20 protein-coding genes and 1 pseudogene are annotated in these 23,896 nt (G+C 70.6%); 10 read left to right on the forward strand and 11 right to left on the reverse strand.

The window, feature by feature from the left end:
- Positions 1-50: 50 nt before the first annotated feature.
- The 3 genes from OG878_RS00690 to OG878_RS00700 form a co-directional block, all read right to left on the reverse strand.
- Positions 51-1,040 carry a nitrilase-related carbon-nitrogen hydrolase gene (locus OG878_RS00690; protein ID WP_328884898.1) on the reverse strand — a complete coding sequence of 330 codons (990 nt, stop codon included), beginning with the start codon at positions 1,038-1,040 and terminating at the stop codon, positions 51-53.
- Positions 1,041-1,616: 576 nt separating this feature from the next.
- Positions 1,617-2,219, reverse strand: a complete 603-nt coding sequence (locus OG878_RS00695) for a CGNR zinc finger domain-containing protein (RefSeq protein WP_328884899.1) — start codon at positions 2,217-2,219, stop codon at positions 1,617-1,619.
- Positions 2,220-2,782: 563 nt separating this feature from the next.
- Complete coding sequence (locus OG878_RS00700; protein ID WP_328884900.1) at positions 2,783-3,142, reverse strand: hypothetical protein; 360 nt, start codon at positions 3,140-3,142, stop codon at positions 2,783-2,785.
- A gap of 484 nt (positions 3,143-3,626) precedes the next feature.
- Between OG878_RS00700 and OG878_RS00705 the strand changes: the two genes are divergently transcribed.
- The 7 genes and pseudogenes from OG878_RS00705 to tatC all read left to right on the forward strand — a co-directional run bounded on the left by OG878_RS00705 (position 3,627) and on the right by tatC (position 9,211).
- Entirely contained in the window at positions 3,627-4,100 is a 474-nt protein-coding gene (locus tag OG878_RS00705; RefSeq protein WP_328884901.1) for a VOC family protein, read from the forward strand.
- Positions 4,101-4,594: 494 nt separating this feature from the next.
- Positions 4,595-4,960: pseudogene (locus tag OG878_RS42105) on the forward strand (alpha/beta fold hydrolase); the annotation flags it as partial.
- 79 nt (positions 4,961-5,039) lie between these two features.
- On the forward strand, positions 5,040-5,429 hold the full coding sequence (locus OG878_RS00715; RefSeq protein WP_328891532.1) for an alpha/beta fold hydrolase: 390 nt from the start codon (positions 5,040-5,042) through the stop codon (positions 5,427-5,429).
- 983 nt (positions 5,430-6,412) lie between these two features.
- On the forward strand, positions 6,413-6,937 hold the full coding sequence (locus OG878_RS00720) for an allene oxide cyclase barrel-like domain-containing protein (protein WP_328884902.1): 525 nt from the start codon (positions 6,413-6,415) through the stop codon (positions 6,935-6,937).
- Positions 6,938-7,375: 438 nt separating this feature from the next.
- Positions 7,376-7,759, forward strand: coding sequence for a Sec-independent protein translocase subunit TatB (locus tag OG878_RS00725; protein WP_328884903.1), 384 nt, complete (start codon positions 7,376-7,378; stop codon positions 7,757-7,759).
- 241 nt (positions 7,760-8,000) lie between these two features.
- Positions 8,001-8,264 (forward strand): Sec-independent protein translocase subunit TatA, encoded by a 264-nt coding sequence (gene tatA / locus OG878_RS00730; RefSeq protein ID WP_328884904.1) that lies wholly within the window; start codon positions 8,001-8,003, stop codon positions 8,262-8,264.
- 98 nt (positions 8,265-8,362) lie between these two features.
- Positions 8,363-9,211 (forward strand): twin-arginine translocase subunit TatC, encoded by an 849-nt coding sequence (gene tatC / locus OG878_RS00735; protein WP_328884905.1) that lies wholly within the window; start codon positions 8,363-8,365, stop codon positions 9,209-9,211.
- A 1,120-nt stretch (positions 9,212-10,331) separates the two neighbouring features.
- Here tatC and OG878_RS00740 read toward each other — a convergent pair.
- The 4 genes from OG878_RS00740 to OG878_RS00755 all read right to left on the reverse strand — a co-directional run bounded on the left by OG878_RS00740 (position 10,332) and on the right by OG878_RS00755 (position 13,998).
- Positions 10,332-10,763 (reverse strand): hypothetical protein, encoded by a 432-nt coding sequence (locus OG878_RS00740; RefSeq protein WP_328891533.1) that lies wholly within the window; start codon positions 10,761-10,763, stop codon positions 10,332-10,334.
- Between the two features lie 574 nt (positions 10,764-11,337).
- Positions 11,338-11,790: a MarR family winged helix-turn-helix transcriptional regulator gene (locus tag OG878_RS00745; RefSeq protein WP_328884906.1), complete on the reverse strand. Its 453-nt coding sequence runs from the start codon at positions 11,788-11,790 to the stop codon at positions 11,338-11,340.
- Between the two features lie 198 nt (positions 11,791-11,988).
- A complete protein-coding gene (locus tag OG878_RS00750; protein ID WP_328884907.1) occupies positions 11,989-12,594 on the reverse strand; it encodes a TetR/AcrR family transcriptional regulator in 606 nt (201 codons plus the stop codon).
- A gap of 45 nt (positions 12,595-12,639) precedes the next feature.
- The gene (locus OG878_RS00755; RefSeq protein ID WP_328884908.1) at positions 12,640-13,998 is read right to left on the reverse strand and encodes an MFS transporter; all 1,359 of its coding nucleotides are present in this window, start codon (positions 13,996-13,998) and stop codon (positions 12,640-12,642) included.
- Between the two features lie 671 nt (positions 13,999-14,669).
- Here OG878_RS00755 and OG878_RS00760 point away from each other — a divergent pair.
- Positions 14,670-16,025: a mycothione reductase gene (locus OG878_RS00760; RefSeq protein WP_328884909.1), complete on the forward strand. Its 1,356-nt coding sequence runs from the start codon at positions 14,670-14,672 to the stop codon at positions 16,023-16,025.
- Between the two features lie 149 nt (positions 16,026-16,174).
- Here the strand turns inward: OG878_RS00760 and OG878_RS00765 are convergent, their stop codons facing one another.
- Complete coding sequence (locus OG878_RS00765; protein WP_328884910.1) at positions 16,175-16,438, reverse strand: hypothetical protein; 264 nt, start codon at positions 16,436-16,438, stop codon at positions 16,175-16,177.
- 134 nt (positions 16,439-16,572) lie between these two features.
- Here OG878_RS00765 and OG878_RS00770 point away from each other — a divergent pair, with 134 nt between their 5' ends.
- Both OG878_RS00770 and OG878_RS00775 read left to right on the forward strand, forming a co-directional pair.
- Positions 16,573-17,055, forward strand: coding sequence for a hypothetical protein (locus tag OG878_RS00770; RefSeq protein WP_328884911.1), 483 nt, complete (start codon positions 16,573-16,575; stop codon positions 17,053-17,055).
- 1,250 nt (positions 17,056-18,305) lie between these two features.
- Positions 18,306-19,166: an alpha/beta hydrolase gene (locus tag OG878_RS00775; protein ID WP_328884912.1), complete on the forward strand. Its 861-nt coding sequence runs from the start codon at positions 18,306-18,308 to the stop codon at positions 19,164-19,166.
- Between the two features lie 716 nt (positions 19,167-19,882).
- Here the strand turns inward: OG878_RS00775 and OG878_RS00780 are convergent.
- From OG878_RS00780 to msrA, 3 genes are all read right to left on the reverse strand, one after another.
- Positions 19,883-20,884, reverse strand: coding sequence for a helix-turn-helix domain-containing protein (locus OG878_RS00780; RefSeq protein ID WP_328884913.1), 1,002 nt, complete (start codon positions 20,882-20,884; stop codon positions 19,883-19,885).
- 325 nt (positions 20,885-21,209) lie between these two features.
- Positions 21,210-21,677: a MarR family winged helix-turn-helix transcriptional regulator gene (locus tag OG878_RS00785; protein WP_328884914.1), complete on the reverse strand. Its 468-nt coding sequence runs from the start codon at positions 21,675-21,677 to the stop codon at positions 21,210-21,212.
- 1,559 nt (positions 21,678-23,236) lie between these two features.
- The gene (gene msrA / locus OG878_RS00790) at positions 23,237-23,749 is read right to left on the reverse strand and encodes a peptide-methionine (S)-S-oxide reductase MsrA (protein ID WP_328884915.1); all 513 of its coding nucleotides are present in this window, start codon (positions 23,747-23,749) and stop codon (positions 23,237-23,239) included.
- Between the last annotated feature and the right edge of the window lie 147 nt (positions 23,750-23,896).

A 23,896-nucleotide genomic window follows, 5' to 3' on the forward strand; every position in this document is an offset into this window, starting at 1 on the left:
TCACTTCGTCAGCTCGGCGGCCGTGCGGGCGGGGCGGGTGGGAGAAAAGCTCACCGGGCCTCGAGGGTGCGGTCCTCGTCAGCGGCCGGGGCGGTGCGGACCGGCAGGTGGGTGCCGCGCTCGTGGAGGTTGGCCGTCGGCGTGCGTTCGATCTGCAGGCTGAGCAGTTCCGGGCGGCTGTAGTGGCCGCGCGCATCCATCAGGCGCTTGCGCAGGTCGATCTGTGCGAAGTCCAGGTCGGCGATCACTTCGCCTTCCCCGGACGTGAGCGGCTCGCCGATGATGCGGCCCTCGGGATCGACGATGGCGGTGAAGAAGCCGCCGGACATCGCACCGACGGGGCCGCCGGTGTCCTTGGCGATCTGTGCCTGCTGGCCGGCATCGAGCCAGGCGGTGGCGTTGACCACGAAGCAGGCCGACTCCAGCGCATGCTGGCGGATGCTGACCTCCATCTGGTCGGCGAACTGCTGGCCGCCGAAGGAGCCGGGGTACATCGCGGCGTGGATCTGCTCGCCGTCGGCGATCAGGGCATAACGCGCCAGCGGCAGGTAGTGCTCCCAGCATGCGAGCTGGCCGATGCGGCCGACGGCACTGTCCACCGCATGCAGGCCCGAACCGTCGCCCTGGCCCCAGACCATCCGCTCGTGATAGGTCGGCGTGATCTTCCGGCGGCGCTGAATCAGTGTGCCGTCCGCGTCGAACAGCAGCTGCGTGTTGTAGATGGTGCCGCCGTCACGCTCGTTGACGCCGATCGAGACGACCATGCGGGCCTCCCGGGCCGCTTCGGCGATCGCGTCGGTCTCCGCGGACGGCACGGTGACCGCCTGCTCGAGCAGGCGCAGGTGTTCCTTGGCCATGGTGTAGGGCGGCTGCACGAAGGAGAAGTAGGGGTAGTAGGGAACGACGGTCTCGGGGAAGACCGCGAACTGAACGCCCTTCTCTCCCAGTTCACGGATCTTCTTCACGACTTTCTCGACGGTGCCGGCACGGCTGTAGAGCACGGGACTGATCTGGACTGCAGCGGCCTTCACGACGGTCATAGGGGTGTCTCCTTCAAAAAAATGCCTGGTGGATCAAGCCTGTGGCGCTGTGCCCGTCCGCAGGCAGGCACGAAGCGGGAAAAGAGCCGGGACCGCCCGGGGGCCCGGCAGGATGCGGGGCGATGCACCGGGAACGGGGCGGCGGCAGAAGCGGCAAACGCCGGCGAGGGAAAACCCTCACGCAGATACGAGCATACGCTCCTATCTGCGTGGAGGCAAGGACGGACCCCCGGGCCGGGGCTGCCGGGCCCACCTCTCACTGCCGCGCCCGCGCGCGGGCGGCAACCGTGCCGCGGGCCGAGGCGGAGCAGTGAAGGCGTACGTACGGCACCTGGCTGAGCAGCGGCACCTCTGCGCTCTCCGTGCAGGCCGGTACCTCTGCGCCCTTCGTGCAGGCCGGCCCCGCATGGTGCTCACCGGCGGGCCCGGTGGACGCCGCAACCGTCACCGCCGCGGATGGGCTTCCCCGGCACGCCCTGAAGGCGAGCGGGACGGCGCGGTCCCTGCCGCGTACACGGGCGGGCGCCGACGGTCACCGCATCCCCCGAGGCAGCGGGCCTCTCCCCCGCGGCGCCGTCAGGTCGGCGGTGCGGCAGTCAGCTCCTTCCTCCTCTGCCGGTAGGCGCGCATGGACGCCTGCGAGCCGCATTTCGGACCGCAGTAGACGGAGGAGCTGTTCCGCGTCCGGTCGAAAAAGCAGAAGTGGCACGGCTGGTTCCGGCACGCCCGCACCCTGTCCCACACGCCCGCCTGGGCGAGTTCGGTCGCGCTCGCCAGTACGGTGGCGAACAGCCCGGGGACACCGGTCCGCGTGGTCGCCAGCGAGGCCCCCGAGGCGGTGACGACCGTGACCAGCGGATACCGGGACGCGATACGGCGCAGGCGTCCCTCCGCCTGGGCGAGCACCTCGGGCGTGATGTCCTTGTCGCCGGAATGAGCGAGCAGCACGGTGATCAAGGCGTCGCGCAGTTCGCGTGCGCGGGCCGCGTCGGCCTCCGTGACGCGTGTGGCCTGCGAGCCCATGGCGTTTTCCAGCAGCCATGCGTGCATGTCCTGGGCGCTCTTGAAGTGCTCCGGCAGCCGGTGGGGGCCCGCGGGGTGGGTGTTGACGAATTGCAGGACGACATCAGCCTCCGGCGGCTGGGTCAGCGGGCTGCGCTCGGTCTCGCGCGAGAGCATCGTCGGCCTCCTTGATCGAAGGAAGGCTAAACCATCCGGCGTTAGGCCTGAAACCGTTACGGTGGCAATTTTCTTCCCGTGAGGCGAGGTGCCCCTCCCCCGGACACGGAGCGGAACCCGGGGATGTTCGCCGGGTGACCCGGCGGTGCCGCGCCGCCGCACCGGGGGGTGACGCAGTGGCGCGGAGCCTGCGGGGACGCCCCGGTGATGGTGCGGGTGATCGTGGCGCAGTGCTGCTGCGAACCGGCCGGGGCGCCGCCCGGGCGGCCGGGGCGCCGTTTTCGTCGGGGTGCGCGGCAGGACGGTCCCGATCAGGGGCGGCGCGCCCCGGCGTGCGCACGGCCGCGAGGGCGGCGCAGGCGGTCGTCCCGCCCGTCGCGACGGTCGGGGCGACACGGTGCGCCGGTGCGGGTGGCCAGGCCGAAGGGGGAGGTCACCGGCGGGCACGGCAGCGGATGTCCCGGTGCGGTGACGGCCCGGCCGGCCGCCGTCCCGGCGCGTGGCAGGGCGGTGATGTCCCACGCCACGATCCGTGCGCCCGGCGAAGCGGGCCATGGCCGCGCTCAGAACCCGAAGGCTCCCGCGCAGATGCCGGCGGCCCGCCGGCCTGTGGGTGGCCCGTTCCCGTGGCCGTGGCCGTGGCCGTGGCGGGGAGCGCGCATGGTGGCACCGGCGCCTTGACAGCCCAGGTCGGCCGGCGGCGTGCCCAGGCCCGGCCGTGCCAGGGCGCCGGTGGCGCCGTGGGCGCGGGCGGCGCGGATGGTGTGCACCGCGCCGGGCGGCGCGGGCCGGGCCCACCACGGGCCTCCCGGCGGACCGGCGGGGACCTGGGCGGTCGCGCCGTGCTTCTTGTGCCTGACGGGGGCTGCCCCGCTGCTCGCACCATGCGATGCCTTCTTCGCACCGGGCACGAAAGAAGACATTGCATGTTGCGAGCTAACCGCTTATGGTCATAACCATGAAGAACGCACCGGGCCGTACGGAGAGGCCTCGGCGGATCCTCGCCCGAGCCCTTCTCCCGTACCGAGCGGGCACTTCTTCTCACGGTGGCGGTCGCCGACGGCCCGCCGCTTCGGCGCTCTGAAAGCACGGCTCAAGAGCCTCGACGACCGGACCGAGTCCGCTCGGGAGCCGATCCGTGGACAAGTGCTTCACGGTCGGCGCCGCCTGCGCCGGCCGACGGCACAGGCGCATCACCGTGGCTTCGAAGGGACCGGCCACAAGGACCGCCGCGCGACGCGGGGCGCAGATCCCGGCGCGGCTTCCTCACATCTGAATGATCAGCATCATCCGGATTGCCTCACCGAGCCGATGGGCGGCAGGTATCGCCCTGCCGGCCTCGGACACCCATCGAACCGGTGACTCGCGGGCGCGAGATTCACCGACTCAGAAAAGAGAGACCCTCACATGGATCTGAAGCTCGAAGTCATCGTGCTGCCCGTCTCCGACGTCGATCGGGCCAAGGCCTTCTACGAGGCGGCCGGCTTCCGTCTGGACCTCGACAAGGCCGCCGGCGAGAACTGGCGCGCGGTGCACTTCACGCCGCCCGGCTCCGCGTGCTCGATCATGTTCGGCACGGGGATCACCTCCGCCGCACCCGGCTCGGCCCAGGGTCTGTACCTCGCCGTCTCCGACATCGAGGAGGCCCGCGCGGAGCTCGTCGGTCGCGGCATCGAGGTGAGCGAGGTCTTCCACGACGCCGCAGGACTGCTCTACCACGGCCACGAGGCCGGAGAGGTCACCCACCGGGTCGAGGGCCAAGGCCGGCTTGCCGGCCCGCACCCCGACCGCGCCTCCTACGGCTCCTTCGCCGACTTCAGCGACCCGGACGGCAACGGCTGGGTGCTCCAGGAGATCACGCAGCGGTTCCCCGGCCGCTGACATCTCGTCAGCCGTCCGGCGGATCCGATGCCGGGCGAGCATCAAAGCACCGCCAAATACGAGCATATGCTCTTGATTGTCGGGTGTCCTGGCTGTGCCCTGATGCTCGAGCAACATGGTGAATTCTCATGACCATGTCTCCCATGGAGCCGCCCGCGCAGGAAGGCCCCGGCTCGGAGCCGGTGTCACACGGTGCCCGGCGGGGGTTGTCCCGACGCGTCTTCGTCGGTGGTGCGGCTGCTTCTGCTGCTGCGGCGGCCGGCCTCTCGCTGGTGGGTGCGCCGTCCGCCCTTGCCTCCCCCGCCGTGCGCAGGCCGAAGGGGTTCGGTTCGCTCGCCACGGCTCCGGGGCTGCCTGCCGGGTTCGCCAAGACGTTCACCAGCCGGTTCGTCCACGCCGGCGGACTGCGCCAGCACGTGGTCACCGGAGGCGAAGGTCCGCCGCTGCTGCTGGTGCACGGCTGGCCGCAGAACCGGTACGCGTGGCGCATGGTGATGCCGGAACTGGCCCGCAACCACACGGTCATCGCCGTCGACCAGCGTGGCATCGGACTGACCGACAAGCCCCACGACGGGTACGACACCCGCACCTTCGCCAATGACCTGATCGCGCTCATGGACGCGCTCGGCCACCAGCGGTTCGCCGTGGCCGGCCACGACACCGGAATGCTGATCGGCTACGCGCTGGCCGCGGACCACCCGGACCGGGTGGAACGCGTGGCCCTCGCCGAGGTCCCCGGTCCCCGGTCCCCCGACGCTGGAGGCCTCGCCGCCGCTGTTCATCGACGAGGCGCACAACAACAGGCTCTGGCACATCCCCTTCAACCGGGTCGACCACCAGCTGACCGAGCAGCTCGTCAGCGGACGGGAAGAGATCTTCTTCGGCTACGAGTTCGCCATTCAGGGCGGCGAGCTGCCCCAAAGGGCGATCGACTACTACGTGCGCCTCTTCTCCAACCCCGAGTCCCTGCACGGCAGTTTCGGGCTCTATCGTGCGTGGGACGCCACCCTTGCGCAGAACGCCGAGCGCGCGGGGACGAAGCTTGCGATGCCGGTCCTGGCGATCGGCGGAGCGGACAGCTGGGGCGCGGGCGTCGGGAAGGCGATGAAGGACCTCGCACAATCCGTGCAGAGCGTGGTCATCCCCGGCGCCGCCCACTGGGTCGCCGAGCAGGCTCCCAAGGAGATGCTGACGGCGCTGACCGCGTTCCTGGCCCCGTACCGCGCTGCCGCCGCGTCCCGCCCGCTGCGCCGGCCGACACCGCCCGGGCGTCCGGGCGTCCGGGCAGGCCCTCGACGAGAGCGGGATGGGGCTCGACCGGGGTGGTAACGGCTCTTCACCGAAGAGCTCGATGGCTTGCCCGTCTCCTGTGCTGATCTCAGGCCCCGGTCCTGCCCGCCGGTGTCCCGGCGGGCAGGACCGGGGCCGTCGCCACTCCATCGCCACGCTCGCCCGCATTACCGTCTTCGTTGGCCCCGCAATGGGGCTCCCGGCCTTCGGGCCCGGCATGACTCCCCCTGTCAACCAACCATGATCCGGGGGGGTCACCGGGCCCGGGACGGGCGGCGAGCGGCCCAACGGCGGCCGGGCGCAGTCAGGCAGCGGCATTCACCAGATCGGTCAGTTCGGCCTCGGTGGCGCCGGCACGCAGCTGTACGTCGAAGGTGTAGCCCTCATCGCAGAACACCAAGTCAAGGTCTGCCTTGCCGGGGCCGGCTCGCGGAACGCGTCGCCAACCGGACAGCGTCTTCTTGCCGGACGTCCCTGTACAGGCAGGTGCCGTCCTGGTGCAGATACGCCTCAGCCGGACCATGCGCCGTCTCGAACTCCCAGAGGAGGCTTTGCACTTCGCTGGGGTGACTCGAGTCGATCTCGATCTCTGTCCACCGCGCGCAGATCGCCTCCGTCAGCGCCGTCCGGCCGACATGCCATCCGCCCGCATCACCTCGACCAACGCCAGGAACGTCATGGACAGGGTCTACCAGCTACCCCGGACAAGGCGCCGGACGGCGTCGGCCCGAGGTTGGAATGGGCTCAGTGTGACCCGAACCCCCTTGCTGTCATCACAATAGGAGCTTATGCTCGTATTGTGCCTGTTTGCGGGATTTGCGCAGACGTTGCCAGACCCGGCACCCAGGGCACTTCCACGAATCACCCTCATCACCTCACAAGCAGGTGACGAAGTAATGGTGCGAGTGCCCGATCACCAACCCGACAGGGACTCGGCTCGAAAGGGCCGGCCCGTGCATCCGGACCGGGTCCTGCACCTTTGTGCCGCCAACGGATCGACCCATCACGAAACGGAGAGAAAATTGCCGAACACGCTGAAGCTCAACAAGGTGCGATACCTCACCGCAGCGGCCGGTATCGCCACAGCCCTCGCCGCCGGCGCAGCCACCGCCCCGACGGTGTCGGCCGCCACACCTGCCTCGCCCGCCTCCATCAGTGCGCACGCCGCCGGACACCACATGGAGACCTTCGAGCTGACCGGCAAACAGACCTCCCTCGAAGACCTCGACCTGGGCCGGGCGGGAATCAGCCCGGGTGACCAGCGCGTCATCCACGAAGACCTCTACCGCGACGGCAAGAAGGCCGGCGATCACAGCGTCGTCTGCACCTACACCCACGTCGACCCGGCCGCGCTCCAGTGCCTGGGCACCTTCTCTCTGCCCGAAGGACAGATTGCCGCACAGGCACTCCTCCATCTGCCCGCCCCCTCCTACGTCGACGTCGCCATCACCGGCGGATCAGGCGACTACCACAACGCCCGGGGCTTCGTCCGCACCGTCCCCGCCGGAGACACCGAACGGCACTTCACCGTCCACCTGAACCGCTGACCACCCACCGCCCCGGCTGCCGAGCCAACGATTGGCACCGCAACCGGAGGTCGCCCCTCATTACCGTCTTCGGTGGCTCCGCAATGGGGCTCCCGGCCTTCGGGCCCGGCATGACTTCCCCCCTGTCAACCATGATCCGGGGTGGTGTCACCGGGCCCGGAGGCACTGACTGACCGCCGATCAGAGGCTTGACCACCGACTTTCCACAGGCCGGGAGACTCTTCGTCATGTGGATGCGGCGATCGGTGCCATGGGTAGAGCCGGGCGAAAGCACGGCCGGAGGACGCTCGCCCCGGGGCGGTAGGCCTAGACGTCCTCACACCGTTGTGCGGCCGTCCCCCTGCGGGGCGGCTGCCGGGTCCGTGCAGCCGGCCCACCCTGCTTCCCCTCCTGCCCGGGAGGCGACGGAGCCTTCACCACCCCAGACGGGAGTCGTAGATGTTCTCCGACATCGGCCCGCTCGAAGTTGTCACACTCATTGTGCTGGCCGTCATTCTGGTCGGGCCCGACAAGCTCCCCAAGATGGTGTCCGACACCGCGCGGACCCTGCGCAGGATCCGCGAGCTCTCCCAGAGCGCTCAGGCGGGCATTCTCAACGAACTCCCCCCTGAGCTGGGGGATCTGACGCTTGAGGACCTCAACCCGAAGGCCTTCGTGGCCAAGAACCTGCTGAGTGCCGAGAGCCTGGACCTGACCGGGCTGACCACGGGCTTCGACCTCGAGGAGGAACCGCCCGCCGGTGCCGCGGCGCAGGCCTTAAAGCACCCCGGAAAGTCCGCCGGACCCGGCTCGAAGTCCACGGCCGCCGGCCACCGGCCTTGAGGAATCACCGGCGCCGGGGACCGGTGGGCCCCTTGCGGCCGCGGCAGGAACACCCCCGTGACACCGGCCTTTGCGCGCCGCCGTGCCGGCGGCCCACCCACCGTTCGCCGCGGTCGCCGTCGGCCCGGTGAGTCCACCCACCGATCCGCACACAGGGCAGGGCTCCCGCATCCGCGGGCAGCCAGGCCGACCGCACCGGAGCACCGCTCCCGTGCCGCAGTCCCTCGGAAAGGAAACGCCCATGTTCGGAAGGCTCGGAGCACCCGAGATCATCCTCATCCTCGTCGTCGTCCTGCTGCTCTTCGGCGCCAAGCGGCTCCCCGATATGGCCCGCTCCTTCGGGCAGTCGCTGCGGATCCTCAAGAGCGAGACCAAGGCCATGCAGAAGGACGACGCGGGCGAACCCCCGGCCGGCGTGGACGCCGTCGCCGCCCTTCAGCCCGTGCCCGCCGGCCGGCACACGGCCCCCGAAACGGCCGAGGCAGACATCCCTCACCGGCGCTGAAGCGCCCGAACCACTGACCGACAGGTGTGCGGCCGGTGCTGCACAGGAAGGGACCGGGACCGCCCATGCCCACCCGTACACCGCATGACGCTGCGCAGATGCCCCTTGGAGAGCATCTTCGCGAGCTGCGAAACCGTCTGGTCAAGGCCGTCGGAGCGATCCTGCTCGTCACGGTCGTGGCAGCCCTGTTCTACAAGCAGCTGATCGGGTTCCTCATCGATCCGCTGCCCGGCTGCGCCCCGGGCCGGCCGGCCGGCCGGAGCGACGCGGGGCACTGCGGCGTGATCGCCCTCAACGGCCTGCTCTCCCCGTTCACCCTCGCGCTGAAAGTATCGGCCACCGCGGGAATCGTCGCCGCGAGCCCGGTGTGGCTGTATCAGCTGTGGGCTTTCGTCGCGCCAGGACTGCACCGCAACGAGAAGAAGTACACGCTGGTCTTTCTCGGGGCAGGTATCCCCCTGTTCCTGTCGGGCGCCGCCGTGGCGTACTGGAGTCTGCCGACCACGACACGGGTGCTGATCTCCTTCACCCCGGACAACGCCACCAACCTCCTGCCCGTCGACGACTTCCTCGACCTGGCCACCCGCATGGTCGTCGTCTTCGGTCTCTCCTTCGAACTCCCGGTCCTCCTCGTGCTGCTGAACCTCGGCGGCCTGATCACCGCGCGCCGGATGATCGGCTGGTGGCGCGGCATGCTCATGGGTATCGCCGTCTTCGCCGCGGTCACCACTCCCAGCACGGACCCGCTCAGCATGCTGCTGCTCGCCACCCCCATCAGCCTGCTGTACCTGGCGGCATGCGCGATCTCCTGGTGCAACGACCGCCGCCGAGAGCGCACCGGCGGGGCCGGGCCGGACAAGAACCCGCAGGACACCGAAGCATCCCCCGTGGACCTGACTCCGGCCCCCGTCGAACCGCCCGACCGTGTCACCACCAGCCGGCCGTGACGGCCAGGTGACCGGATGAGTATGCGGCTGTCGCGAGGGGGCGCCCTTGCCGCACCCCACATACGAGCAGCCTCCAAGCGGGGTCGGTCCCGTCCGGCCCCGGCCCGAAGCCGTTGCCGCGCGGGGCCCGGCACGGGTTGTCCCGACGCGCCTTCGTCGGCGGCGCTGCCTGGCTGTCGCCGCTCCCACGCGCAGGGCGAAGGGGTTCGGTGCGAGCACGATGAAGCTCGCCGCGGACAACGTGCAGAGCCTGGTCATTCCCGGCTGCGGTCACTGGGTCGCCGAGGAGGCCCCCAAGGAGATGCTGACGGCGCTGACCGCGTTCCTGGCGCCGTACCGTGCTGCCGCCGCGTCCCGTCCGCTTCGCTGGCCGACACCGCCCGGGCGTCCGGGCATGCGTTTGCCCGGTGGGGCCGAGTGGCTGAACCACGAGCCGCTCGGCCCCACCGGGCTGCCTGCCCGCTGCCTGCCGCTGCCTGCCGCTGCCTGCCGGATCCTGTGCCCGTGCCATCGGGTGTGTGGGCGGGCGCAGACCAGGGGCGTCAGGGGGGTCTCCCCGGCGCGAGGCGGCGGTGAAAGCGGCGGTCGTCGTCCCCATCCGGTCGGCGACGCGTCCACGGCGAGGCGGACTTGTCGAGCCGCGACCGCTGTTGGCCTGACGGCTGCGGTCGGGCGCCGCCGTGCCCGGCAGGGTGATGCCTCGTCCGGCGGGCGCACTCGGTCCTCGCCGGGTGATGCGGGCGGCGAGGTGTCCGGCCGGGGCCGGGTGGGCGTCGACGAGGTCGTCGTGGATCCGTTCGGTGATGTCGACGTCCTGGACGGGGCGATCGCGGTGATCACCCGGCCGGCCGCCTCGAACCGGACGGTGCCGCAGTCTCGGTCAGGCGGACCCGGCAGCCGCTCCGGTGCCCCGTCGGCCGTCCGCCCGCCGGCTCAGGGGCGAGCCGGCGGGCGGTCGTCACGGTGCCCGTCGCCGGGGCGCGAGCGATCGGCACCGGGGGCGTCAGAAGACCTGGACGAAGCAGCCCACGGCAACGGCGGCCGAGAGCATGGCCACTGACACTGCCATGAGGGGTTTGGGTATGCGCATGGGAGTCCTTCGTTGTCGGGCCGATGTGGGTCACAGGCAGTAGCGAACGAGCCACTCGTCGGGGCTGTAGGTGTTCTTCGCCGGGTCCGGCACCGTGGCCGCCCGTTCTTCGACCATCTCCTCGGGGCGGATTCGCTTCGGCAGGCTGCCGAACCGGGCGCGGCGCGCCGTTTCGGCAGGGTCGGGGCTCTCCTGCACAGATTGCATTGCATCGTCTCCTTGAGAGATCCGTGATGGTTCCTGGTCGGTGGCGGGCCGATACGGCCCGCACGGTGCAAGTCGGCCCAGAGGTAAGTCCTTGCGCGCGGCGACGAACGTCTCGACCGACCGGGCAGGTACGCCCGTCACGTGTTCGACGTCGTCGAACGCGCGGTCCAGCGGTACGTCCGCACGGAACACCGGGTGCGGCCCGTGCCACCGGCGCCGGCGCCGGCGGACAGGAACAGGGGTGCCGGCAACCATCGGTCGGTCTCCTTCCGGTGACTGATGCATCCGGATGTGATCACACGCGGGTGTGGCGCGTGGAGGATGTGCGCGACGTGCGGCCCTGAAGCTGCTGCCGGCGCCGGTAGGGGGCCGGGAGCAGGGACCCTCCCGGAGCGTGGGTGGATATGCACCACCCACTAGGAGTATATGCTCGCATTTGCGGGACGGCAAGGACGGCGCCGGCCCCCGCCCGACGCAGAGCCAAGAACGCCGGTACGGCCGGGGTCTCCTCGCCGTGGCGGCCGTGACCAGTGCGCGGGAACAGTTCGCCGGCCGGGGCGAGGCGGTCTCGCCGGGCATGCCCATCCGTGCTGCCCGAGCACGACATGCCGGCCGCCGCCGTCCGCACTCCCCGCACGCCGGCGCCCGGCCCGGTTGGTCCGCATCGATCCCGCCGACGCCCTCGGCCGCCTCCCCGCCCCTGCGCCCGGGCCGGGGCGGCGGCCGCGTCACGAGGGCCGAAGTCCGCCGCGGCCGGCGGGTGCACGGGATGCCGGCGGCGTCCGGGCGTGCGGGGGCGGCCCGCCGGCAGCGCCGGAACCGTCGCGCCCTACTCGGCCCAGGGATCGAAGCCGGTGTCGAGGACGGCTCTCAGTGATGCGCGCAGCCGGGCCGCCTTGTCGGCTCCGAAGCTCCCCTCGAACCGGTCCTGCACGGCTTTCCACAGCGGCAGTGCCGCCTTCACCCGGGAGAGGCCGTCCGGCGTGATCGTGACGATCCGTGCCCGGCGGTCGGCCGCCGACGGCTCGACGGTCACCAGGCCCTCCCGCGCGAGCGGCTTGAGGTTCGAGGCCAGCGTCGTACGGTCCATGGCGATCATGTCGGCGAGGCCGGTGATCGTCGTTTCTCCGTGCGCACCCAGCTTCTGCAGGATGCTGAACTGCGTCGCACGAAGACCGACCGGGGCCAGCGCCTTGTCGTACGTCGCGCCGAGATACCGGGCCGCCTTGCGCAGGGTCAGGTTGTTGCACGCATCGTCGGGGTTCGTCGGCGCAGGGGTCATCGTCTCCTCCAAAGCTTCCCCTCCCAGGATAAGAGCATGTGCTCGCACATGGAAGCCGGGCCGGCGCCCTGAAGCCGCGGGAGCACCGGGCCGTGTCGGCGGGCGGCCGGCGGGATGTGCGCGTCCCGTCCGCGGCTCGCGCGCGGGCCGGGGCGTCCGGCCGGCGGCGGCCGGGGCGGGAGCGGTCGTCGTGGGCCGTCAGTTTCCCGGGGCGGTGGCCGCGGGTTCCGTGAGCGGCGCCGCGTCGAGCAGGACGGCCGCGGCGGCGCGGGCGGTGGTGGAGGCCGAGGGGTCGCGGTCCATCCGTGCGGAAAGTGCGGCGCCGTCGTAGAGCAGGTGCAGCCGGCGGGCGAGCCCTTCGGGGTCGGCGTACCCGGCCTCGGTGGCCAGTTCGGTGAACAGGCCGCGTACCCAGGTCCGGTAGTCGTCGGCCGCGCGGCTGATCGAGCTGTCGTCGGGTGCTTCGGCGGTGGCCCGCACGAACGCGCAGCCGTTGTACCGGGGGGTGGTGAAAAGCTCGCCCTGTGCGTCGAAGACGCCGAGCAGGCGTTCGCGGGGGGTCCTGAAGCGGGTCAGGGTCCGCAGGATCCGGTCCTGGATGCGCGTCTTGCGGGATTCCAGGTAGGCGCAGACCAGGCTCTCCTTGTTCCCGAAGGTGTTGTAGAGGGATGCCTTGGCGACGCCGGCGTGCTCGATGATGCGGTCGATGCCGACGGTCTGCACGCCTTCGCTGTAGAAGAGCTCGTTGGCGGCCTCGAGCAGGCGCTCCCGTGCGGACGGCTTCGTTGCGGTCCTGGTCACCATGACGATCACCCTTTCAGACAGATCAGTCTATTCTAGCCTTGGTCTTCAGCCGGAGACGGTCTGCGGCACCTGTGCGCTCTGCGGTGCGGGTGCCGTCTCGTCGGCGGCTTCCGGCCGGAGCACTGCCACCGGTTCCGCGCGGCGGCCGCTGAGGAGCAGCCCGGCCAGCGCGGCGACCGTCAGCACGATGACGGCGATGCCGTACTCCCGGGCGGTCTGCAGCAGCCCGCCTCCGTGCACGACCAGGACGCCGCCGATCACCGCGGGGACGCCCAGGCCCAGGTAGGACACCACGTACAGCAGGGACAGCACACCGGCCCGCTCGTGCGGTCGCGTCTGCGGCATCACCATCCGGATGCCGCCCTGGAACCCGCTGCCGAAGCCGAAGCCGGCGATCGCGCTGCCCGCGAAGAACCCGGTCGCGGCGGCCGGGCCGCCGGTGCCCGAGCCGATGGACACCAGGGTGATCGTCACACCGGCAACCAGTGCGCCGGCGCCGATCAGCATCACCGTGCGCGTCGAGGTCCCGCGCAGCACCAGGACGGCCAGGCCCGCAAAAGCGGCGAGCACGAACAGCGGCAGCCCGCCCCACACGAGGGAGGTGGAGTGCACCAGGGTCCGGACGATGGCCGGGCCCAGCGAGCCGTAGAAGCCGGCCAGTGCCCACACCGCGAACAGGACGGGGGCGGCGATCGCCACCGGGGTGCGGGCGGCCCTGGGCAGCTTGATCTCGGGGGCCAGGCTGGCCAGCGCGCCCGGCTTGCGGCTCACCGTCTCGCGCAGAGCGAGCACGCCGAGTGCCTGCAGGACGAACATGCCGAGCAGTACGAAGTAGACGAGGCGGGTGGGCACGGGCAGGTACTGCACGATCAGCCCGGAGACCAGGGCGCCGCCGGCGGTGCCCACCGCGGGCGCGAAGGAGTTCAGGAAGCCGCCCCTGCGGGGGTCGATGTCGAGCATGCCGGCGCCGATCGCGCCGAGCGCGGCGCCGGTGCCCACGCCCTGGACGACACGGGCGGCCAGCAGTGCGTCCACCCCGCCGGCGGTGGCGAAGACGACCATGGCCGCGACCTGTCCGGTCAGCGCCGCCAGCAGGACCGGCCGGCGGCCGACGTGGTCGGAGATCTTGCCGAAGACCAGGAGCGAGACCAGCACGGCGAGCGCGTAGACGCCGAAGACGATGGTGGTGGTGATCGGCGAGAAGCCCCAGCGCTGCTGGTAGATCGCGTAGAGCGGGGTCGGGGCGCTGGATGCGGCCAGCAGCGACACGACGATCGAGGCGAGCAGGGCAAGGGAGGCGATGGGTCCCAGGTCCCGTCGTCGCCGGTGGGCGGCGGGCGCGGCGGACCGTCGTACGGGGTTGTTCGTACGGGCGGCGGAGCGCGCAGTGGGGGTGAGGCTCATGGGTCACTCTCATGGTTAGACAGGTCTGTCTAGTACAGGGAAGAGATTAGACAGACCTGTCTAGTCCGGTCAAGTGAGGGGTTGATGACTCAGGTCACGCGGCTCCACCGATCGGTCTGACTGTTCGGCCCGGGCAGGTTCGCGGCAGGGGGCGGAAGCCTGTGGCGCAGGCGGGGAGCCCGGCGGGCATCACAGGGGCGCACCTGGCGCAGGGGACGCCATGAACCGTCATGCCCTCCCGCGGGCGCGGGAGGTGCCGGTGGGCGGGGAAGGGGTCGCATCCACCGGGGCGCCCGGCGGGCGGGCCGCCGGGCTCGGGCGTCGGCCGTGGGGCGCCGCGTACGCGCGATGGGCCCGACGGCGCTCCGAGCCCGGGCGGCGCCACCGGCCGAGGGGGCGTCCGGGGTGGCGGCCGGGCCGTCGCGCGGCCGGACGGGCGCGGCGGGTGCCGGCGTCGTGCGGGCACGGCCGGGGTGCGCCCTGTCCGTGTGGACGCCGCGCTCCCGTATCGGCGTTGCCCGCTGATGTGCTGTTTGTCGTGATAAGTACCTGGAGGGAATGGGTGTGGAAAGGGGCCGTGGGGCCGAAGTCCGGGTGAAACGGGTTCGGGGCCTCGTGGGGCGGCCATGCGCTGCAGGGCCGAACATTTCGCCGGCGGAAGGTGTACGGGCGTGCGGCATTACGATCTCGTGGTCCTGGGGATGGGCAGCGGCAACATGCTGCTCACCGACGAATTCGCTCATCTGCGTACCGCTGTCGTGGAACCGGACCGCTTCGGTGGCACGTGTCTGAACCGGGGCTGCATTCCGAGCAAGATGTTCGTCGTCACCGCCGACGCGGTCGAGGGGGTGCGGGCGGCAGCGCGGCTCGGTGTCCATGCGAGCGTCGAGCGCGTCGACTGGAGGGCCATCCGTGACCGGGTGTTCCACCGGATCGATCCGCTGCACGACAGCGCGCTGGACTACCGCAGGGAAAACGGCGTCGACGTGTACACCGAGGAGGGGCGGTTCGTCGCGCCGAAGGTGCTGCAGGCCGGAACCGAGCGGATCAGCGCCGACACGTTCGTCGTCGCGGTCGGGTCACGGCCCGTGGTGCCGGACATCCCCGGCCTGGACACCGTGCCGTACCACACCTCGGACACCATCATGCGGATCGACGAGGTGCCCGCGTCCATGGTCGTCATCGGTGGGGGTTTCATCGCGGCCGAGTTCAGTCATGTATTCGGCGCGTTCGGTACGGATATCACGATCGTGCAGCGGGGGCCGCGCCTGCTGATGGCGGAGGACGAGCAGGTGTCGGCGCGGTTCACCGAACTCGTATCGCAGCGACATCGCGTACTTCTCGAGGCCGCCGTCACCTGCGTCGAACGGCATGCCGACGGCGTCGCGGTCACCGTGACCTGCCCGGACGGCGAGCATGTCGTGCGGGCCGCGACGCTGCTGGTGTGCGTCGGCCGCCGGCCCAACACCGACCGGCTGGACGCGGCCGCCGGCGGGCTGGACCTCGACGAGCACGGCCACATTGCGACCGACAACACCTACCGCACCTCGGTACCGGGCGTCTGGGCACTCGGCGACGTGGTGAACCACTTCCAGCTCAAGCACATGGCCAATGCCGAGTCGCGGCTCGTGCAGCACAACCTGCTCCACCCCCAGGACCTGCGCACGCTGGCCAACACCGTTGCGCCGCATGCGGTCTTCACGAGCCCGCAGATCGCAAGTGTCGGACTGACCGAGCAGGAGGCGCGCCGTCGCGGGATCGAGTACCTGGTCAGTACCCGCCCCTACGCGGAGGCCGCGTACGGATGGGCGCTGGAGGACACCACCAGCTTCGTGAAAGTCCTGGCGAACCCTGTCGACCGTACGGTCCTTGGCGCGCACATCATCGGCCCGCAGGCCTCGACGCTCATCCAGCCCTTGATCCAGGCGATGACACTGGGCCTGACGGTGGACCAGGTCGCCCGGGACGTGCTGTACATCCACCCGGCCCTGACCGAAGTGGTCGAACAGGCTCTGCTGGCCCTGTAGCGCCCCGGACCGGCCCTGTGGGCGTCCGGCCCTGTAGCGCCCCGGACCGGCCCTGTGGGCGTCCGGCCCTGCAGCGCCCCGGACCGACCCTGTGGGCGTCCGGCCCTGTAGCGCCCCGGACCGGCTCTGCGGGCGTCCGCCGCCTCGGATCAGGTGCGCGGCTGCTCGGCCCCGACCGGTGCCCGCTGCACGCCGTGCGGGAGGGCGGGCCGGGAGGGCTTCGGCCCGTCACGGTCGTCCTCGTCGTCGGCCGGTTCCCCGAGGCCGAGGGAGGCCGTGGCCTCACCCAGGCCCGCCGCGTCCTCGGCCTTGAGGAGTGCCGCCGGTGCCCCGGCTCGGCCGGCCGGCAGGGCGCCGGCCCGCGTCTGCGCGGCCTGCGTTCCCGTCGGCTGCGCCGTGGAACTCCCCGACACCCTGCCCGGCCACCCGCCCCGACTCCGCCGCCAGGAGCAGGGAGCCGTCGAGCACCCGGCGGGCCCGCCGGGTGCTCGACGGCCGGCCGGCACCGGCGGCCCGCTCTCGGCCATTCGGGTGACACACTTCCTCCATGACGACCCCCACGCCGCAGCAGGCCCGCATACTCATCGCGGCGTTCGCGGTCACTTTGATGACAGTCCTGGGCGCTGCAGGCGGCTACCTTCTGGATGGCCCTGTCGCCGCTGCCGGCGCGGGTGTCTCGACGGGGTGCGGCGCCCTGCTGGGCACCTTCCTGGTCCGCGGCCGTCAGGCTCGGCAGGAAGCAGCGCTGCGGGGCTACGCCGACGGCATCGCGCACATGGTCCTTGCCCACACGGCCGCCTACGAAGCTGCGGTGTTCCCCGTCTCGGGTCCGGGCGCCGTCACACCCCAGGAGCGTCAAGCGCGCCGCACCCGCTCGTATGCGGTCGCGGCGGAGGAGGCGCTGCCGCACCCGGTGCGCAGGGCGGCGGCCGCGGCTCTCGCCGCGCTCGATCACGGCAACGCCACAGCGTCGCGGGAAGCGATGCAGAACCTCTTCTTCGCCGTGCACGAGGAGACCGTCCGGCCCTGACGCACCCCGGAACGGGAGCGTCGCGGTATGCATGTTCTCGTTCTCGCTCCCGCCGCTCCCCGGTGCCGTCGATCCGGCGCGCGGGAGCAGGGCGAAGAATCCCGGCGTGGCCCCTCGGCGTCGCCGCACCGGCCCCACGGACGTCGTCCGCCGACTCGTGCGCGACCGTGACGGCGGACACTGCGTGCGCTGCAGCAGCGCCCAGAGCCCGGCCATCCACCACCAGGTCAACCCCGGGGGGTGAGCTCCTCTTGTGAGGAGGGGACCGATCAGGCGGGCCATCTGCTGCTCGCGTGCGCCGTCCGCACCCCCCGGTCCGGGGACCGCCCCTGCGGGTCCTGAGCCCACGGCGGGAAGGGAAGGTCCGCCGCCCGATGCTCCCGGGCGAGAATGGCCGTCGCCTCCCCCGGCGGCGCCCCTGCGTGCTCCCGCCCAAACGGCGGTCGCGTGCGCGCCACGCGGACGGGCGGCACGGTGAAGGCCCGCACGATCCCGCTCACGTTGCACCGGCCCGGTCCGCGTCCACGAGGACGACCCGGCCACGATCCGTCGCAGCACACGCCGAGCATCGCCGGGTACACCGTCGGGCCGGCGCGCCTCGAGGCCGCCCCGCCCGGTGTCACCCGCGCCCGGTGTCACCCGCGCCCGGTACCAAGGCTGCGGCCGGTCCGTCCCCGGCAGGTGGCACACCGTGCGCACCGTCCCCTTCAGTGCCGGACGGGTCGCGGCAGGGGTGCCACCGGACCGGCGTGCTGATCACGATCGCCTCACGCTCACGGACCGTCCACGCCGGTGTGGACCGGAGCCGAGTACCGCGAGCACCGGTGGGCCGGGACGGATGACGGCCGCCCCGACGCCCGCCCCTGCCAGCAGCGCAGGTGCCGCAGCGACAGATGCCGGCGGGCGCGGCGGGGCGCGCCGCGGTGGCGCTCACACGAGGAGGACCCCGCAGCGCCCTGAGCCCGGGACGCCCTGGACCCCAGGGGCGCTGCGCCGTCCTGGGGCAGGACACCGGCGGGATACGTGTCAGGACGAGCGGCCCGTGGCCGACGAGAACCGCCGCCGCCGTCCGCCGTGTCCTCACCGACCTCATCAACTTGTGCACGATTAGTCAGCTCACCGTCGCATAACTCACAATTAACTTGTATGCGTGGTAAATGCTCGCTACCTTTTTCAGGAAGGCGGAAAGCCGGGGCCCATCCGGGGCCCCCTGCCCGACCGGTCCGTCCACACGCTCGAGGAGAACCACCATGAACCGACTGTCCGCACGCCGCTCGCCCCGCGTCTACGCCTCCGTGTTCGGCGTGGCCGGTGTCGCCGCGGTCATGGCAGCCGCGACCGGTGCGGTGGCTGCCACCGCCACCCCTGCGAGCCGTGCCGGCAGCAAGCCGACCGTGGTCCTCATCCATGGCGCCTTCTCCGAGTCCGCCGGCTGGCACGGCGCCGTCAAGCGTTCGCAGCACGAGGGCCGCCCGGTCGTCACACCCGCGAACCCGCTGCGCGGCCTCACCGGCGACACCCACCCGGCCGGCGCCCCCACCAGCGTCAAGGGCCCCGGCGCGCTCGCCGGGTACCCCTACGGCGGCTCTGTCATCGCTCAGGCCACAGCCCACAAGAAGAACGCCAGGGCACTCGTCCACATCGCCGCGTTCTGCCCCGGCAAGAGCGAGAGCACCACCGAACTCGCCGGCAAGTTCCCGGGCCACGCCCTCGGTCCGGCCCTGAACAAGGCCCCCTTCGCCCTGGAGAACAGCAAGGCGGGCACCGGCCCGTCCACCGGGGCCGGCACGTTCGACGACCGGTCCGCCGCCGACACCCCCCGTCGTGCCACCGCACTCACGGCCGCCACGCAGCGTCCCGTCGCCGCCCCGGCCCTGGACCAGAAGGCCGCCGCGACGTCCTGGAAGCACATCCCGTCATGGAACCTGATCACCCTTGACGACACGAACATCCCGGCCGCCGCCCAGCGCTTCACGGCCAGGCAGGCACACTCGCACACCGTCGAGATCAAGACGTCCCACCCCGTCACCGTCACCCACCCCGTGGCTGTCTCCCACTCCGACACCGCCTCCCGGCTCGTCGAGCGCTCCTCCTACGCCACCGTGCGGTGATGACCCGTCAAAAACCGTGGCAGCCGCACCGGTTGCACAGCGGGGCGCTCATGCCACGGCAGAGCCCGGTCCTGCACACGCGATACCGGCAGAGCCCGGTCCTGCACACGCGATACCGGCAGAGCCCGGTCCTGCACACGCGATACCGGCAGAGCCCGGTCCTGCACGCCCGCGAAGACCTCCGGTGCGGTGGAGACATCCCTCTCCCCCGCACACGGAGGTCTTCGCGCGCACCATCACACCCCGACCACACACGACAGACAGCACCACCCCCACCCGCTCCCCCCGCACCCCCGGCCCGTCACGGGGCAGCTCAGCCCGTACCACCAGCACCAGACCACCCCACTGCCCGGGCAGAACAGCCGAAACACCCCAGTCCCATGCACATGCGACACGACGGCCGTGACCGTGCGCCGGGCGGGAGGGCCGGGGGCAAGCGGGCCGGAACACCCCGTCCCACGCACATGCGACACGAGGGCCGTGACCGCGCGCCGGGCGGGAGGGCCGGGGGCAAGCGGGCCGGAACACCCCGTCCCACGCACATGCGACACGACGGCCGTGACCGTGCGCCGGGCGGGGCAGCAGCGGTGCGGTGCGCCGGTAAGGGCACGCGTGTTGTGGGTGAGGAGCGGTGAACGGGCTCTCAGGAACACAGCACAGCAGCAGCGGTGGGGTGAGGGCCGCGGGTGTGTGCCGGTGCCCGAAGGCCGGTGCTGCTACATCCAGTTCCGGCGGGCGGCGTGCCACGCCAGTTGCATGCGTGTGGTCGCGCCCGCGCTGGCCATCATGGCCTGGATACGTCGCTGCACGGTGCGGCGGCTGAGCCCCATCTGGCTGGCTATGGCCTTGTCGGCCACACCCGCGACAAGGAGGGACAGCAGCTGACGGTCCATCGCCGACAACTCGTGGCCGCCGCTGTCCCCGTCGGTGCCGTTGACCGTTCCGGACTCGTTCACGTGCAGGGGGACCGCGTCCTCCCAGTAGCGCTCGAACAAAGCAACCAGAGCCTCGAGCAGATTGCTGTCACGGACCAGAGCGGTAGTGGGCTCTTCGGAACTGCCACCGGGACCACCGGGCACGAGAGGGCAGATGGCGATGGTCCGGTCGGCAACGGCCAGCCGCAGAGGAAGATGCGGGACCGCACGCGCCGTCTCTCCCGCCCGTACACCCTGCGCCACATTGTCGACAGCACCAGGATCATCGAAGAACGCCCGCTCATACACCACGCGATAGCGCACCCCCCGGTCAAGCGCATCGAACTCCGCCTGGTTACTGCCCGAAGGCATCGCCACGTAATGCGCCTTGCAGAACCACAACATCTCGTGACGCGCACCGTCCTGGATCCGGCGCAGATTCTGGCGCAACGCCTCGGCACCCGTGATCACCTCGATGAGCTGATCAGGATCACTACGACGCCTGGTATGCCGGTACGTCTCCACCAGACCGGTGACCGCCACCCGGGCACGGTCCAAAGCATCGGTCTGCCGCTGCAGATGCGGCAGCAAAGCCACGTCCGGAGGCGCAGCCGCGAAACTACGCGGACTGCGATCCGTCGCACTGGCCAGCCCCTTGGCTTCGAGCGAGGCCAACGCCTGCCCGACATCGGCCGGCACCAGAGCACACTGCCGCGCAATCTCGTCCGCCGACGCGGCAGGCACCATCACCAAAAGCCTGTACACAGCCTCCTCGGCCGAGGTCAGACCCGCTGCTTCCAGCATCGTGTTCCTTTCCGCTCACACCAGCGACAAGCAGGAGTGACAGGACGGGCTGAACATGAAGAGCAACACGCCAGACACCCAAACACAAGCAAGGGCACAAGCAACGACAGAGACACAGGCACAAGCAAGGGCAGCAGCACAGGCAACGACACAAGCAAGGGCAGCAGCACAGGCAACGACACAAGCAGGGGCAGCAGCACAGGCAAGGGCACAGGCACAGGCACAAGCAGGGACAGGGGCACAGGCAGGGGGTGACGATCCGTCCGAGAAACCCGCGCACGGCACATCACCGACGGGCGGCAGCCGGGATCGCTCAGGTGCGAAGTCAGGTGCGAAGGTTGACCGTCAAACGCTCCAGGAGCGACTTGGTGTCCTCGAACTGCTGAGGACTGAAACCGACAGCCTCCCCCATCGCGGCAGGAATCGCACGAGCACGCTCACGCAGCCCGGCCCCCTGCTCGGTAAGAGTGACCAGCACCGAACGCTCATCCTCGACCTGACGCTCACGACGGATCAACCCATGCGTCTCCATCCGCTTCAACAACGGCGTCAACGTCCCATAATCGAGCTGCAAAAGCGCACCCAAAGTCTTGATAGGGACAGCACGGTGCTCCCACAACACCAACAACACCAAATACTGGGGATAAGTCAGATCGAACTCGTCGAGCAACGGCCGGTAGCGGTTGGTCATCGCACGCTGCGCCGCATACAAAGCGAAACACATCTGATCCTCAAGAAGCAGACTGGCCACAGAGGCATCAGCCCGCACCCCATCCGTCTCGATCCCGCCCATCACAACCCCTCTCCCACCTCACAGATCTCCCGCATTGCTAGTAACATACCCCAAAACTTCAACGCACGCAATTACATTGCACACAAAGTTCCTGATGTTCCCGAGAGGCTCCCGACCCACACAAACCCAACACCACCAACCAACACCAACCACACCCCACCCAGGGACAGACCAAAACCACCACAGCGCCATACCCGCCACGCCACGCCCAGACAGACCAAAACCACCACAGCGCCATACCCGCCACGTCACGCCCGGGATGGACCAAGACCGCCGGGACGCCATACCCGCCACGTCACGCCCGGGATGGACCAAGACCGCCGGGACGCCATACCCGCCACGTCACGCCCGGGCGGGAGCAGCGCTGTGACCTCAGTACAGGACGCGGTACAACAGCCGATGCACGGCGGCCGTCACCACGACGGACAGCAACACACCCCACCCGAAGACACCGACCAAGGCCGGGCCGCCCACGCCCGCCGCCCACCGCCCGCAGGGAGGCGAGGCGGCAAAAACACGGACGGGCCGTCGGCCAGGACCGGGCCAGGACGGGCCGGGCCAGGACGGGCCGGGCCAGGACGGGCCGGGCCGGGCCGGGCCGGGCCGCGGTACCGCACCCCGGTGCACGGCAGCAGCCACCACAACGGCCAGCCCCCCAAACAAGACACCCACCCGGACCGGGCCACCCACCACCCCCGCACACACCCCGAGCACCCACCCCCGGCATTCCCAACCGATTCCGACCCGCGTCATGCTGCTCACCGGCCCCTACGGCTCCGGCACGTCGCCCCTCGCCGTCACCGCCATCCGCGCCTTCGCGTCCTGGATCCACCAAGCAGACACCGAACAACACCCCCCAGGGGTGACGGCACCCCACACACCACTCAAGGGCGACGGCGGCCCACACACCAGGGTGACAGCGGCCCACACACCACCCAGAGGGTGACAGCGGCCCACACACCCCCCAGGGGTGACGGCACCCCACACGCCACTCAAGGGTGACGGCGGCCCACACTCCGCCGCACCGCGGGGTGTTGCAGGACCCGCCCGGCGTGTTCACTACGGACCCTCTCCCGGGCACCGCGGCAGCCAGCCCCCTCCCCCGCCAAACAAGCGGACAAGCGGACAAGCGGACAGGCGCACAGGCGCGCAGGCGGACAGGCCCGGTACCTCCCCAGGCATTCAGCCGAAGCAACAACCGAGGCACAACGGCGCGCCCGACAGCAGCAACACCCCCCACCTCATACGCATGGTCGGACAGCAGATGCCACAGCCCACCGAAAGCCTCGGCGTCGACCCCCAGATGGAACTGCAGGGCGCGACCACGGCAACCGGTGCACCCCCGGTGCGTTGATGCACCGCGGGTGCCGGCCGGCGACACCCGGACACGCCACCGGCCCAAAGCACGGGAAACAGCGGCGGCACAGACCCGAGGAAGGCAGCACCCGCCACCCAAAAACTCCCCGGCACCCGCCACCCAAAGATTCCCCGGTGCGGGCGCGTGCCGTCAACGCCTCGCGGGCGGTGAGGCCTTCACCGAGGCCGGTGAACCCGCAGGATCAGGCACCCGCCCTTTTCGGCAGCCGCCAGTTCGGACGCGGAAAGTGACAGGTATAGCCCTCCGGATAGCGGACCAGGTAATCCTGATGCTCCGGCTCAGCCTCCCAGAACGTGCCCGCCGGCACGACCTCGGTCACCACACTCCCCGGCCACAGCCCCGATGCCTCGACATCGGCAATGGTGTCCTCGGCAACCCGCCGCTGCTCGTCGTCGAGATAGAAAATCGCGGAACGGTAACTGGCACCGACATCGTTACCCTGCCGGTCCCTCGTCGTCGGGTCATGAATCTGGAAAAAATACTCCAGAATGGTCCGATAGTCGGTGACCGCCGGATCAAACGCGATCTCGATCGACTCCGCATGGCTTCCATGATTGCGATACGTCGGATGCGGCACATCACCACCGCTGTATCCCACCCGCGTACCCACAACACCCGGAAGCACCCGCAGCAAATCCTGCATACCCCAGAAACAACCACCCGCCAGCCAAGCCCTCTGCCGAAAATCACTCATACCCACTCAACCCTCATCCCACACTCGAAAACACACAAACAAGACGTCACCCACACCGGACAACAACCCGAAAACGACCAGACACCCCACACTAATTCCACCCACCCACCCACCCGGCCACCCACCCGGCCACCCACCCCGCACTCC

The sequence above is a fragment of the Streptomyces sp. NBC_00316 genome, assembly GCF_036158715.1.
GTDB lineage: Bacteria > Actinomycetota > Actinomycetes > Streptomycetales > Streptomycetaceae > Streptomyces.